Origin of the sequence: Actinoplanes subtropicus (genome assembly GCF_000721705.1) — a bacterium.
Taxonomy (GTDB): domain Bacteria; phylum Actinomycetota; class Actinomycetes; order Mycobacteriales; family Micromonosporaceae; genus Actinoplanes; species Actinoplanes subtropicus.
In genome coordinates, this window is sequence record NZ_JOJL01000039.1 from 37,300 (window position 1) to 51,059 (window position 13,760).

The 13,760-nt window shown below is 73.2% G+C and carries 14 protein-coding genes; 10 read left to right on the forward strand and 4 right to left on the reverse strand.

Annotated features, from left to right (window positions below):
• Nucleotides 1-27: 27 nt before the first annotated feature.
• From IH26_RS0141915 to IH26_RS0141935, 4 genes are all read left to right on the forward strand, one after another.
• Nucleotides 28-684: a flagellar brake protein gene (locus IH26_RS0141915; protein ID WP_030441861.1), complete on the forward strand. Its 657-nt coding sequence runs from the start codon at nt 28-30 to the stop codon at nt 682-684.
• Nucleotides 685-754: 70 nt separating this feature from the next.
• Entirely contained in the window at nt 755-1,531 is a 777-nt protein-coding gene (locus tag IH26_RS0141920) for a S1 family peptidase (protein ID WP_030441862.1), read from the forward strand.
• Between the two features lie 31 nt (nt 1,532-1,562).
• Complete coding sequence (locus IH26_RS0141925) at nt 1,563-2,078, forward strand: hypothetical protein (RefSeq protein ID WP_051809480.1); 516 nt, start codon at nt 1,563-1,565, stop codon at nt 2,076-2,078.
• Nucleotides 2,079-2,432: 354 nt separating this feature from the next.
• Nucleotides 2,433-3,524, forward strand: a complete 1,092-nt coding sequence (locus IH26_RS0141935) for a hypothetical protein (RefSeq protein ID WP_157437649.1) — start codon at nt 2,433-2,435, stop codon at nt 3,522-3,524.
• Nucleotides 3,525-3,565: 41 nt separating this feature from the next.
• On the opposite strand, the gene IH26_RS0141940 is transcribed toward IH26_RS0141935, so the two are convergent.
• Nucleotides 3,566-4,333: an SDR family NAD(P)-dependent oxidoreductase gene (locus tag IH26_RS0141940; protein WP_030441865.1), complete on the reverse strand. Its 768-nt coding sequence runs from the start codon at nt 4,331-4,333 to the stop codon at nt 3,566-3,568.
• 97 nt (nt 4,334-4,430) lie between these two features.
• On the opposite strand from IH26_RS0141940, the gene IH26_RS0141945 reads away from it, so the two are divergent.
• From IH26_RS0141945 to IH26_RS0141965, 4 genes are all read left to right on the forward strand, one after another.
• The gene (locus IH26_RS0141945) at nt 4,431-5,285 is read left to right on the forward strand and encodes a helix-turn-helix transcriptional regulator (protein ID WP_030441866.1); all 855 of its coding nucleotides are present in this window, start codon (nt 4,431-4,433) and stop codon (nt 5,283-5,285) included.
• Nucleotides 5,286-5,330: 45 nt separating this feature from the next.
• Nucleotides 5,331-6,110, forward strand: coding sequence for a hypothetical protein (locus tag IH26_RS62405; RefSeq protein ID WP_030441867.1), 780 nt, complete (start codon nt 5,331-5,333; stop codon nt 6,108-6,110).
• Nucleotides 6,111-7,072: 962 nt separating this feature from the next.
• On the forward strand, nt 7,073-7,300 hold the full coding sequence (locus IH26_RS0141960; protein ID WP_245665922.1) for a sigma factor-like helix-turn-helix DNA-binding protein: 228 nt from the start codon (nt 7,073-7,075) through the stop codon (nt 7,298-7,300).
• Between the two features lie 22 nt (nt 7,301-7,322).
• Nucleotides 7,323-8,111 carry a class I SAM-dependent methyltransferase gene (locus tag IH26_RS0141965; RefSeq protein WP_030441870.1) on the forward strand — a complete coding sequence of 263 codons (789 nt, stop codon included), beginning with the start codon at nt 7,323-7,325 and terminating at the stop codon, nt 8,109-8,111.
• Here the strand turns inward: IH26_RS0141965 and IH26_RS0141970 are convergent.
• Nucleotides 8,103-8,774, reverse strand: coding sequence for a TMEM175 family protein (locus tag IH26_RS0141970; RefSeq protein ID WP_034217119.1), 672 nt, complete (start codon nt 8,772-8,774; stop codon nt 8,103-8,105). The genes IH26_RS0141965 and IH26_RS0141970 overlap by 9 nt on opposite strands.
• Nucleotides 8,775-8,785: 11 nt before the next feature.
• Nucleotides 8,786-9,724, reverse strand: a complete 939-nt coding sequence (locus IH26_RS0141975; RefSeq protein WP_030441872.1) for an SDR family NAD(P)-dependent oxidoreductase — start codon at nt 9,722-9,724, stop codon at nt 8,786-8,788.
• A gap of 102 nt (nt 9,725-9,826) precedes the next feature.
• On the opposite strand from IH26_RS0141975, the gene IH26_RS0141980 reads away from it, so the two are divergent.
• A complete protein-coding gene (locus IH26_RS0141980; protein ID WP_030441873.1) occupies nt 9,827-10,666 on the forward strand; it encodes a helix-turn-helix transcriptional regulator in 840 nt (279 codons plus the stop codon).
• A 122-nt stretch (nt 10,667-10,788) separates the two neighbouring features.
• Complete coding sequence (locus IH26_RS0141985; protein WP_030441874.1) at nt 10,789-11,376, forward strand: TetR/AcrR family transcriptional regulator; 588 nt, start codon at nt 10,789-10,791, stop codon at nt 11,374-11,376.
• Here the strand turns inward: IH26_RS0141985 and IH26_RS0141990 are convergent.
• Complete coding sequence (locus IH26_RS0141990) at nt 11,342-13,657, reverse strand: beta-glucosidase family protein (RefSeq protein ID WP_051809482.1); 2,316 nt, start codon at nt 13,655-13,657, stop codon at nt 11,342-11,344. The genes IH26_RS0141985 and IH26_RS0141990 overlap by 35 nt on opposite strands.
• Nucleotides 13,658-13,760: the final 103 nt, after the last annotated feature.

Consider the following 13,760-nt stretch of genomic DNA (forward strand, 5'->3'; position numbering starts at 1 on the left):
ATCCCTGTCTCGCGAGGTGCTTCCACCATGATCGTCTCGGTCTCCGCCACCACCGAGTTGCCCGTTGTCGGTACGCCGCTGTTTCTCGTCCTGGGTGAGGGGGTGAGCTTCCGGTCCCGCCTGGAGTCGGTGGACGCCGACACCTTTACGGTGGCCGCCCCGCTGGAGATCGCCGGACCGGCGGCGCTCGCGCCCGGCGACCAGTTCGAGGTCTTCTGGGCGCCGCCGCGTACCCGCATCGTGCTTCCTGCCCGCCTGGTCGCCATCTCCGGCGAGGCGCCGTTCCGCTGGACCCTCGCCCCGACCGAGGCGCCGCGCCAGAGCAACCGCCGGGAGTACGTCCGCGGGGGTGACGGGGCCGTCCGCCTGGTCACCGAGGCGAACGACGGGATCGAGGGCGCGCTGCTGGACATCAGCGAGGGCGGCCTGCGCTGCTGGATCGACGAGCCGGCCGAGCTGGCCCCGGGCGATCAGCTGACCGCCCGGCTGGCGCTCGGCACGTCCGGCGAGGTCGAGCTGAGCGGCACCATCCTGACGGTCCGCGACGCCCCGCACGGCGACCCGGGCCGGCACCTCGTGCTCACCTTCGACGCGGAGGACATCCTGGCCCAGATGATCCGCCTCTACGTGCTGACCTGGGAGATCAACGAGCGCCGCCTCCGGGAGGTGGAGGTGGTCGCCTGACCGCCGGGCGGCGAGCCGCTACCGTCGTCCGCTGTGGAGCGTCCCGCTCCACCGATGATGGGAGGAACGCATGTCTTCGCGACTGCGCGTCGCAACCGCCGCCGCACTCACCGCGGCCGGCTCGCTGGCGCTGCTGCTCTCCACGTCCGCGCCCGCGAGCGCCGTGGCGGACGGCACGCCGGCGGCCGAGGGGCAGTACCGGTTCGCCACCAAGCTCACCATGACGAACATCCCCCGGCCGGACGGGACGACGTACAACAGCGGGTGTTCCGGCTCGCTGATCGCGCCGCAGTGGATCATCACGGCCGGGCACTGCTTCCACGACGTGAACCGGGTCCCGGTCAGCGGCCCGGTGCCGTACGACACGGTCGCGACGATCGGCCGCACCGACGACGCGGACACCAACGGTCATGTCGTACGGGTGATCGAGGACTACCAGGCGCCGGCCGGCGACATCGCGCTGGCCAAGCTGGCCGAGCCGGTCCGCGACATCAAGCCGCTGGAGCTGTCCCGCACCGCCCCGGCGATCGGCGAGATCGTCCGGATCGCCGGCTGGGGCTCGCTCAGCGACGTCAACCCGAAGCCGGCCACCCACCTGCAGACCGGCGAGATGAAGGTGACCGCGGTCACCGACACCGTCGTCGGCGTGGTCGGGTACGCACCGAAGCCCACCACCAGCGGCTGCCTGTACGACTCGGGCGCGCCGTACTTCACCACCGGCAAGCGCCCGCGGCTCGTCTCCCTGGAGAGCAACGGCCCGAGCTGCCCGCACGACCAGCAGGAGACCACGGCCCGCGTCGACCCGGTCGTGGGCTGGATCGAGAAGACCGTCCACCCGCACCACTGAGCCCGTCCGGCGGCGGTGCGAGGATCAAGGGATGCTTCCTCGCCCGCCGTCGAGCCCGGTCGCGCTGGTGCCGGTCGACCGCTCGCACCGGGCCGTCCTCGGCAATCTGGGCCAGCTGTTCCGGCACGACCTGTCCGAGCCGTACGGCCTCCTGCCCAACGACGACGGCACCTTCAACGACCGCCAGCTCGACCTGTTCCTGGCCGGCCGCGACCCGTCCCGGCGAGCATGGCTGATCACGGCGGCGGCCCGCACGGCCGGCTTCGCGATGACGGTCGCGGTCGAGGCGGGCGGCACGTCGATCAACGGCTTTTTCGTGGTACGGGCGTTGCGCCGTACGGGGGTGGGGCTCGCCGCGGCGGCCCAGGTGATCGCGTTGACGCCGGGGCGGTGGCAGGTCGGCTTCCAGCGCTACAACCCGGGCGTCGAGGCGTTCTGGTCCCGGGTGGCGACCCAGGCGGCGGGGGACGCCTGGCAGATCTACGACGGGCCTGTCCCGGAGACCCGCCCGCCCGACACCTTCATCACGTTCACCACCGGCGCGTAGGACCGGAGACCGCGGGCCGTCGATCGGCAGCGACCGGTCGCGATCGGCCCGGGTCCACATCAATCCTCGACGATCCTGACCAGCCACAAGAGGACCAAACCGGTCACCACCATCGCCGCCGGAGTCAGCGTCACCATGACCACGAGGAACACGCCGGAAGAGGCGACCGGCCGCGCCCACCCCCCACCATGATCTGGGCGAGGGATCACCGTCCCCGTCCGCGTCGAAGTCGAACATGTCCCGCACGGTATGCGTGGGTGACCTTGTTTCAGCGCCACTTCAGTCCCGCGTCAGCCCGCTGAGAAGGCTGTGCCTGTCGGGGATTCCGACCTCGTACGCACAGGAGGGACGCGGATGAACAGAACCGTGCGCAGATCGGCCGGACGCATTCCGGGCTGGTGGCGAGGCGACCGGTGGCGACGAATGCTGCTGGGCGTGGCGGCGGTGACGGCCGGACTGGCGGCCGCGTTGCCCGCCGGGGCGGCCAATGCCGACGAGCCCCCGGATCCGCCTCCGCCGCCGTCGTTCTCGGTCGCGTTCCAGGGGTCCAACGGTCACTTGTGGACGCTCGACACGGCCGGGACGCCGCACGACCGGGGCCTGGGCATGGCGGCACGCACGAGCCCGTCCGCCGTCGATTCGTGCGGCGGCGGGTGCCGGACCACGATCGCGTTCCAGGCCAACACCGGGACCCTGTGGCTGCTCGACCTGCTGACCGGGGTGCCCACCAATACCGGGATCCGGCTGGCCGCCGGGACCAGCCCCAGCGCGTCGTACACGCTGGCCGGTGCGGTGAAGGTCGCCTACCGCGGGACCAACGGCCACCTCTGGACGTACGTGGCCGGCGGCAGCCCGATCGACAGCACCCTGCCGATGCTCAACAGCCCCAGCATCAGCCTGCCGCTGAACTTCTCCCGGGAGGCGGTCATCGCCTACCAGTCGCCGAGCGGCAACCTGATGTGCCTGGTGACCGGCGACGGGCAGAACTCGTGTCCCGGTGTGGCCATGGATCCGGCCACCAGCCCGAGCATCGCCGTCATCGGGTCGACCTCGCTGCTGGACGGCGTCGGGGTCGCGTACGAGTCGGCCGACCACGTGCTCTACACGTACAACTCGGTCAACCACACCAACCCGAGGACGGCCCTGGGCCTGACTCCCGGAGCCGGGCCCGGTGCTGGCGCGGACGGCCTGATCGGGCCGGACGGGACGGGCGAGCTCCAGGTCTCCTTCCGGGCCGTCACCAGCGCGCTGTGGCGGGTGACCCCGGACATCTCGTTCCAGGAGAGCTGGACGGTGGGCGTGGCGGCCGGTACGACACCATCGGTGAAGCCGTGGATCCTGGCGTTCCAGGGCAGCGACGGGCATCTGTGGACGGAGGCGAACTTCGGCGCTCCGGCGCAGAGTGCCGGGCTCATGGCGGCGGGCACCAGCCCGGACCTCTACTGAATGATCGGGCACTGATCGGGCGGCGCCGACGACTACCCCGTTCAGGCGCCCGCCCCACCGTCGACCGGGACGATGGCGCCGGTCACCATCGACGCTCGGTCGCTGAGGAGCCAGGCGGCCACCTCGGCGATCTCGTGCGGCTCGGCCATCCGGCCCAGTGGGATCTTCGCCGTCATCTGCTTGACGACGCCGGGGGTCGCCGCCTCCCACGTGTCGATCATCTCGGTGGAGGTGCCGCCCGGGGTGATGCCGTTGACCCGGATGCCGTCAGCGGCCCAGTTCACGGCGGCGGTCTCGGTGAGGCTGTTCAACGCGCGCTTCATCGCGCCGTACGCGGGGAGGACCGGGTTCGCGCGGCGGCTGCCGATGCTGGACGTGTTGACGATCGCGCCGCCACCGCTGCGGCGCATCAACGCTGCCTCGGCGGTCATGGCGGTCCAGTGGCCGCGGAAGTTCACCGCGTACTGCTCGTCGATGTCCTCGTCGGTGGTGGTTTCGACCGGGCCGAACCCGCGCTGGGGCACCGCGCCGTTGTTGAACGCCCCGTCGAGCCGGCCGTGCAGCTGCTCGACCCGGTCGACGGCGGTTCGGACGCTCGCCCGGTCGGCCAGGTCCACGGTTACGGCGTCGGCGGCGCCGCCCTCGGCGCGGATCTCGGTGACCACGCGGTCGAGGGCGTCGGTGCCGCGGGCGGCGAGCACGACGGCGGCGCCCTCCCGGGCGAACAGCCGGGCCGCGGCCGCGCCGATGCCGCGGCTCGCGCCGGTGATGAAGACGACCTTGCCGGTAAGAAGGCTGTTCTTTGTCATGCCGACACTGTTGTCCGCGCCGCGGTCCGGAGCCAGGGAGAGGTAGTACCAGGCTCCGCCCTGGGCTCCGCCGCCGGCGAGTGGGCACACTTCGTGGATGAACAAGCAGGAACTCGGGGCGTTTCTCCGCAGCCGGCGCGAGCGGCTGCGGCCGGCGGATGTCGGCCTTCCCGCCGGCCCGCGGCGCCGCACCCCGGGGCTTCGGCGCGAGGAGGTCGCGGTGCTGGCGCACATCTCGACCGAATATTACGTACGCCTGGAGCAGGGCCGGGCGCCGCGACCGTCGGGCGAGGTCCTTGCCGGGATCGCGGACGCGCTCCGGCTCACCGCCGCCGAGTCCGACCACCTCCATCTCCTCGCGGGGACCGCGCCCAGCCGGAGCGGCCGGCACCGGCGCGATGTCCGGCCGAGCATTCTGGCCCTTCTCGACCGGCTCCCGCAGACGGCGGCGTTCGTGACGTCCGCCGCGTTCGAGGTGCTCGCCTGGAACGATCTCGCGGCGGCCCTGATGGAAGACTTCGCCCGGCTCGCCCCGCCGGAGCGCAACCTCGCCCGGAAGGCGTTCCTCCGGCCGGCGCGAGCCGACGCGACGCTCTACGGGATCTCCGACGAGGCCGAGTTCCGGCACAGCGTCGTGATGCGCCTGCGGGCCACCCTCGCCCGCTATCCGACCGATCCCCTGGTGACCGGCCTCGTCGACGAGCTGCGCGACGGCAGCCCCGAGTTCGCCCGGCTCTGGGAGCGGCACGACGTGGAGGCCGCGCCGATGCTCCGGAAGACCTTCCGGCACCCGGCCGTCGGGGAGATCACCCTCGACTGCGACACGCTCACGCTCGCCGACCGCGACCAGCACCTCGTGCTCTACAGCGCGCCACGCGACTCCCGCGACGCCGAGACGCTGGCGCTGCTGGGCGTCCTGGGCCCGGCGAGCAGCAACACTCGATCTCCGTAGAGCTCGACCAGCGACTCCGAAACCGCGACAAAATCACCAACCCCGATGGGCGTACGCCGGGAGGCCTGCCAACGATCCGACCACTCGTCGTCGACCCAGATCTCGGTGACCTGCTGCTCGTCGTCCGCGGCCGGATGTGCGGCCGGCAGTCCCGGCGACAGCTCGACCACCAGCGTGCGTCCGCCGGGCAGATCGTGCGCCACCTGGGTGTGCCTGTCGTCCACGCGCGAGCAGCACCCACGCGGCCGCGGCCGGCATCCCGTCGGCCAGCCACGCGTCGAGCAGCGCTCGGCCGAACGCGGCGAGGCTCGCCCGGTCGGCGTCCACCACCAGCTTCGCGGCCTCCGGATCGGCCGGGGCGACCAGCGGTTGCGCGGCCGCCGACGACTCGACGGCCACCGGCACGCCGCTGCCGCCCACCACCACGCGCCCGCTCACTATCACGTCGCCACCGGGCGCGCGGACGCCCGGCGCGGGGCCGCCCGGTACGGAGACGCCCGGCACGGGGACGCCCGGCACGGGGACGCCCGGCACGGGGACGCCCGGCACGGAGACGCCCGGCACGGGGACACCCGGCACGGAGACGCCCGGCACGGGGACGCCCGCCACGCCGCCGCCCGGCACGGGGACACCCGCCACGCCGCCGCCCGGCACGGGGACGCCCGCCACGCCGCCGCCCGGCACGGGGACGCCCGCCACGCCGCCCGCCACGCTCCCGCCGAGCACGGGACCGTGGAGCGCTGGGTCGCCGAACGGGGAGCCGCCAGGCACAAGGGCGCGGGACGCGGGGCCGCCCGACGCGAGGGCGCCAGTGGGGGCGCCTGACGCGGGGCCGCCCGGCACGGGGACGCGGCCGACGCGGGGACGCCCGCCGTGGGGGCGCCTGACGCGGGGACGCCTGACGCGGGGACGCCCGACGCGGGGACGCCCGACGCGGGGACGCCCGACGCGGGGGTGCCGGGCGTGGGGCCGCCGGATGCGAGGGCGCCCGGTGGTGGCTCCGGTGGGTCGTCCAGGCGGGAGCGGGACAGGGCGTCGAGCAACCGGATGACGTCGCCGGGCGGCATGGATTCGCCGGTGGCCAGGCGGACGGGTGGCAGCCGGTCGGGGTGGGCCCAGGTGGGCGGTTTGGTTTTGCGGGCGGGTGGCTCGTACGCAATCGGGGTCTTGATTTTGAGGAAGTTGAGGGCGTCGCAGGCGTTCTGCGGGTCCGGGCGGTCCCCTCGGTGGTGAGCTGGGTCAGCACGCGCGCGGCGGTCTCGGCGTGGCGGGTCAGCCAGAGGCGCGCCCAGGTGCGTGCCGAGCCGAGGTGTCGCAGCCAGCCCGCGACCAGCATCGCCGGCTCCGGGCCGCGAAAGGGCAGTATGAGCAGGCCCAGGCGGTCGGCGTTCTCGGCTGCCTCGGCGAGCGCGTAGGGCAGCGCGTCCAGTTCGAGCCGCGCCACCGCCACCCGGCCCAGGTCCACCTGCTGCCGCAGCCGCGGGCGGGAGACCGCGAGCAGCACCCGGGCCGGGCCCTCCGGACCCTTCGCGACCAGCCAGGACGCCTGCGGCGGGGTCAGGTCGTCGAAGTCGTCCGCGCCGGCCACCGCCGCCGGCCAGTCGGGCTGCTCCCGGCCGTGGTCGAGGGCCGCGGCCCGGGACAACCAGAGCTCCCGCTCGCCTGCGCCCAGGCCATCACGGTCTTGTCGATCACGCGGGCACCCTACCCGGGCGGCACCGTGACCGGACGACTACGCCGCAGGTGCGCACTGGTGCCCGGACCCGCCGATGACCAGAGTGCCAAGGATGCCGCCCACGACCGAAGTGATGTTGCGCAGCCTCCCGCCCCAGCACCGGGAGATCATCGTGGCGACCTACTTCCACCACCGTACGACCGGGGAGGCCGCGAAGCTGCTCGGCCTGTCCCCGGCGACCGCGAAGGCCCGGCTCTACCAGGCGATGCGTGATCTGTCGCTGATGGTCGCCACGCACCGCCCCGAGCACGCGGGGCCGTATGCGACCAGCCCGCCATGATGCCGGGGGTTATCGTGCAGGCGTGACGCGCGATCTGTTCGATGCGACCGCCATGTACGACGAGGACTACCTGCATTTCTTCGCCTCGTCGGGGAGCGGCGGCGCGCCGACCCACGGTCCCCTGGTCGGCACGGCCTACACCAGTACCTCCGCCGCCGATCTCGTCTGGCGACTGCTCGATCTCGAACCCGGGATGAGCGTCCTCGATCTGGCCTGCGGCCACGGCACCTTGGCGAACCACCTGGCGGCCCGCGGCTGCCGGGTCACCGGCCTCGACTCGTCGACGGTGTTCCTGGACCGGGCCCGCGCCGACGCGGCCGCGATGGGGGTCGAGGTCGACTATCTCGCCGGCGACATGCGCGGCCTCCCACCCTGGTCGGACCGATTCGATCGTGTGGTCAACTGGACGACGGCCTTCGGATATTTCGACGATGCCACCAACCGCGCGGTCCTGGGCGAGATGGCCCGGGTTCTGCGGCCGGGCGGCCGGGTGGCGATCGATCTCGACAATCTGACGAGGTTCCTGGCCTCGTACACGCCCTCGCGCGTCACGGCCACCCTGGACAACGGCGACATGCTCGTCGACCGGCACCACTTCGATCCGCTGACCGCGCGATTCGAGGTCACCCGCACGGTCATCCGGGACGGCCGGGCCCGCGGCCTGACTTTTCTCAAGCGACTGTTCGGCTTTCCCGAGCTGCGCGACTGGTGCGAGGCCGCGGGATTCGCCGACGTCGCCGGGCATGGCGAGGACGGCAGCCCCTTGAACGCCGGCCATCACCGCATGGTGGTGACGGCGGCCCTACCGTGACCTCCGTTTGGCACGGGCGGCGAGGACCCGGCGGCGCACGATCGCGGTCAGCACCGGCGTGACGATCCACAGGTCGTACGCCTGGCCCGAGGCGAAGAACGACACCGGGATGCTGATCAGGAAGCCGGCGGCGAGCGCGCCCACGCCCCAGTACGCGTTCGCGAAGCGGTCCGGCGGCGTGTCCGGGCGGTAGAGCCGCTGGGCCTGCACCATCGCGACCATGCCGAGGAAGATCAGCCCGCCGGCCGCCTGGATCCCGGCGTAGACGCCGAAGCGCAGCTGGAACGCGCCGTCGCCGGAGCTGAGCAGGCGGGTCGCGAACGGCGTGATCACGATCATGAGCAGCCAGGAGAGGCTGAGCACGGTCATCCCACGGCCGATCCTGGTCACGTACCGGAAGACGCGGTGGTGCGCCGACCAGTGCCCGCCGATCACGACGAAGCTGATCAGAAAGGCCACGTACTCCTGGCGGCCCTTGGCCAGCTCCGACCACAGCAGCGCGTTGCTCTTGAAGTTGCCCACGGGGACCCGGAGCTCGAGAGCCAGCAGCGTGATCGCGATGGCGATCACCGCGTCAGCGAAGAAGGTCATCCGCTCGGCCGCGATCGCCGAAGGGTCCGGTTCCTCGGTCACGGTCGATGCGGTCGCGGTCGATTCGGTCACGGTGTCGTAGCCTAGGGGAACGCGCTCGCCGGGTCCGCCCGCTCCAGCAGCTCGGCGGTGGCCGCCCACAACCGCCGCTCCCGCTCGCGGTCGACGGCGACCGGGTGCACGTCGACCGGCTTCGTCTTCACCACGAACGCACCGTCGCGCAGCCGCGCCCACTTCTCGTCCACGGCCATCGCGGCCAGCAGCGGCCCCGAGCGTCGCGGCGTCGACACCCCCGGGACGCGGCCCAGGGCGCGCCCGATCGCCTGGACCGCCGCGGGAGCGTCGCGACCGAGAGCGGTGCCCGGCATCCAGCCGGGCTCGAACACCGACACGTTGACGCCGCCGCCCGCGTGGCGTTGCAGCTCGTGGGCGTAGTAGAGGATCGCCAGCTTCGCGTTGGAGTAGGCGATGCCGGATACGCCGGCGGCGGGCCGGGCGAGCTCGATCGGGTCGGCCCACTTGGCCTCCGGTACGTGCAGCAGCCGGCGCCAGAAGTTGGCCCGGTAGGTGTTCGAGCCGACCAGCACGACCCGGGCCGGGGCGGTGAACGACCCGAGCAGGTCGCCGATGAGCCGCGCGTGCGCCAGGTAGTTGACGGCGAAGGTCAGCTCGTAGCCGTCGGCGGAGGCGCGGCGGGTGTCGGCCGACATGACGCCGGCGTTGGCGACCAGCGCCCGCAGCGGGCGTACGGTGCCGGCGGCGAGCAGGTCCCGCACGGCGGCCGCGGCGGCCCGGACGTCGGCCAGCCGCGACAGGTCGCAGGCGATCTCGTGGACCCGGGCCCCGCGGGCGCGGGCCGCCCCGGCGACCGCGGTCAGGTCCGGGCCGGCGCGGCCGACCAGCAGCAGGTCGGCGCCTCGCGAGGCGAGAGCCAGCGTGGTGTGGCGGCCCAGGTTCCGGGTCGGGCCGGTGATCAGTACGGTTCCGGGTTCGGCGGACCTGGAGGTGGAGGTGGAGGTCATGACTCCAGGCTGCGGGGCCGGCCGCGAGTCAGGCAGTAGTGCGGTTCTCCTAGGACTGGTAGGGCCAGGACAACACCGGCGGACTCGCGCAGACTGAAGGGCATGGAGGCGTGGGAGTTCGGCCGTACGGTGCGCCGCTGGCGCGACCGGGTGGCGCCGGCGGAGGTCGGCCTGCCGGTCGGGCGGCGCCGCCGGGCGAGCGGTCTGCGCCGCGAGGAGCTGGCCGCGCTCGCCGGCATCTCGGCCGACTACCTGACCCGCCTCGAGCAGGGCCGCGCCACGGCACCGTCGGCGCAGGTGGTGGAGGCTCTGGCCCGGGCGCTGCGGCTGGCCGACGCCGAGCGTGACCTGCTGCACCGGCTGGCCGGGCACGCCGCGCCGGGGCGGGAGGTGGTGCCGTCCCGGGTCGCCCCGAGCGTGCAGCGGCTGCTCGACCGGCTCGCGCACACCCCGGTGGTCGTGTACGACGCGACCTGGACGCTGGTGCTGGCCAACGCGCCCTACGACGCGCTGATGGGCGACACGTCGGCCTGGCGCGGCCTGGAGCGCAACGCCGTCTGGCGCAACCTCGCCGGGGCGCCCACCCGGGTCGTGCACACCCCGGCCGAGCACGCCGCCCACGAGGCCCGGCTCGTCGCCGACCTGCGCCTGACCGCGTCGCGCTACCCCGCCGACCACGCGCTGCGCCGGCTGATCGCCGAGCTGACCGGCATCCCCCGCTTCGCCGAGCTGTGGGAGGCCGAGGCGCCGCCGCCGGCCGACCCGTCGCGGCGCAAGGTCGTCGACCACCCGGCGGTCGGCCGCATCACGCTGGACTGCGACACGCTCGTGGTCGCCGTGGACGACCTGCGTATCACCGTCTACACCGCGGAGCCGGGCACCGAGGACGCGGAACGCCTCGCCCTCGCCGTCGTCCTGGGCACCCAGGCCCTCGTGGACTGACCCGCTGACGAGCACGAATACTGTAGGCCCGGCGTCCGGGGCGGGACCGCCGTCAGGTAGGTTATGACCACGGGTCCGACCGATTGCTCGGTCTCGTTATCTTTCCGTGACTCGGAGGATCCATGTCTGCCTCGACGCGAGCCGACGCGTCCCGGGAGCGGGTGCTGCAGGCGGCGTTGCGAGCCATCGCGTCCAACGGGTATCGCGGGTCCGCCCTCGCCGCGATCGCCGCGGACGCCGGGCTCACCACGGCCGGGCTGCTGCACCATTTTCCCAGCAAGGAGCATCTGCTGGTGGCGGTGCTGGCCGAGCGCGACCGGCTGGACGGTGCGCAGTTCCAGCTGGCCGGGTTCCAGGGGCTGGCGGCGCTCGACCGGCTGGCCGAGCTGGTGCAGCACAACGCAATGGTGCCGGGCCTGGTCCAGGCGTACACGGTGCTGATGGGCGAGTCGGTCGGCGAGGACCACCCGGCCCGCGAGTGGTTCCAGGACCGCTATCCCCGCCGCCGGGCCAACATCGCGGCGGCGCTGCGGGCGGGCATCGAGTCGGGCGAGATCCGGTGCGAGGTGGACTGCGACGCGGTCGCCGCCCAGGTCATCGCGATGATGGACGGCCTGCAGGTGCAGTGGGTGCTCAATCCCGACCTGGTCGACATGGTGGCGGTCTTTGCCAACTTCATCGCGGGTGTACGCCGGGCGATCGCACAATGAGCGACAGCGGCCGGTCCGCCACCGACCGCCCGGCGCTGAGCTCGAAGTCGCCCGGTTCGAGGCGCCACCCGTCGTCCCAATGCTGGAACGCCCGGAGCGGCACCGGAATCGTCGCCGTCACCGTCTCGCCCGGTCCGGCGCGCACCACCGCGAAGCCGGCCAGCCACCGCACCGGCCGGTCGATCGCGGAGGCGGGCCTCGCCAGGTACACCTGAACGACCTCCTTGCCCGGCCGCTCCCCGGTGTTGCGCAGCGTCACCTCGGCCACCCGACCGGCGAGCGACATGTCCCGATATTCCCAGGTGGTAAACCCAAGACCATGACCGAAGGGGTACGCCGGAACCGCGCCCGACCGCAGCCACGCCCGGTAACCGACGTGCACGCCCTCGGCGTAACGCAGGGTGTCGCCGTCGGGGCGGGTGGACAGCACCGGGACGTCCTCCTCGCGGGCCGGCCAGGTGGTGGGCAGCCGGCCGCCGGGCTCGCGAGCGCCGGTCAGCACGTCGGCGAGCGCGGTGCCGAACTCCTGCCCCGGGAACCAGGCCAGCAGCACAGCGGCGACCTCCTCGCGCCAGGGCAGCAGCACCGGCGAGCCGGAGTTGACCACCACGACGGTACGCGGATTGACCCGCGCCACCGCGCGCACCAGGTCGTCCTGCCGCCCCGGCAGTGCCAGGGCCGACCGGTCGCGGCCCTCGCTCTCCACCCGTTCGTCGGTGCCCACCACGACGATCGCGGCGTCCGCGCCCCGGGCCGCCTCGACCGCCGCGGCCAGCTCCTCGTCGTCCGAGCGGCGCGGCGGCCGCACGCCGAGGACCATCTTCGCCAGGCCCAGCTCGTACGCGGGAAGGTGTTGTAGATGCACCGAGAGTGAGGCGCCGGCGCCCAGCTCGCGCGTCACCCAGCGTTGCGGCGGGTCGAGGAAGCTGGCCGCGAAGCTGTCGTCGTCCGGCCCGACGGTCTCGGTCAGCGCGGCCTTTCCGTCGAGGCTCAGCGTGAACGCGCCGACGCCGGCGAACCCGATCCGCCACTCCCCGGCGACCGGCGCGCGGAACGTCGCGAACACCTCGACGATCGTGCCCGCCTGGATCTCGTCGCCGCTCCAGATCAGCCCGCCGGAGGTGCGGTGCTCGGCCCGCACTTCCACGCCGGACGGGTCGAGGTAGCGCACGTGCAGGTCGCCTTCCATCGGCGCGAGGCCGCGCCGGCGATGCGCACCGACCGCGTGGACGACGTCGAACACGGAGCTCAAGGCGTCCAGCGGGCTCACCGTGTACGAGGGAGTGAGGCCCGCGCTGCCGCCGCCCTGGATCGCGGGGTCGGCGGCATTGGGCCCGAGCACGGCGATCCGCCGCTGCCCGAACGGCCGCAGCGGAAGGGTGGCACGCTCGTTGCGGACCAGGACCATCGATTCCGCGGCCGCCCGCCGGAGCAAATTACCCTGATCTGACCTTTCCGATTTATGGGGAGAGACGCCCGGACCGACCCTCCGGGCCAGCAGCACCAGGCGCCCGACCTTGTCCTCGATCAACGACTCCGGGACCGCGCCCGACCGGACCGCCTCCCCCAGCGACTCGCTCCACGGCCCGCCGGGACCGGGCATGACCAGCGTCAACCCCGCCAGCGCCGACGCGGCCGCCGACCGGGTGGCGAACCAGTCCGACACCACCACCCCGTCGAACCCCCACTCGGTCACCAGCGGCGCGGTCAGCAGCGGGTTGTCGGTCATCGTCACCCCGTTGACCTGGTTGTACGCCGCCATCACCACCCACACTCCGCCGTCGACGACCAGCGCCTCGAACGGCGCCAGATAGACCTCCCGCAGCGCCCGCTCGCTGACCCGCACGTCCACCGTGAACCGATTCGTCTCCGAGTCGTTGGCGACGTAGTGCTTGGCCGTGGCCGCCACCCCGCCGGCCTGCACCCCGCGCACCAGCGCCGCCCCGATCCGCCCGGTGAGCAGCGGATCCTCGGACAGGCACTCGAAATGCCGCCCGGCCAGCGGCGACCGATGAAGATTCACGGTCGGCCCGAGCAGCACGTCCACCCCCTTCCGGCGCGCCTCGTCGGCGAGCAGCCCGCCCAGCTCGGTCGCCAGCGACCGGTCCCAGCTGGCCGCCCAGGCGGTGGGCGAGGGCAGCACCGCCGACCCGGCCTCGTCCCACCGCTCGCCGCGCACCCCGACCGGACCGTCGGAGAGCACCAGCGACCGCAGGCCGAGCGCCGCGGAGGCTCGCGTGGTCCAGAAGCCGTCGCCGGTCAGCACCTCGATCGCGGTCACCCGGCAACCTCCTGGTAACAAGCAGGTAACGATACCAACCGAGTAGTTCGTAGGGGCGGTAGACATGGATCGATCGGCGTCGCAGCTCCCGCCAACGCCGGCT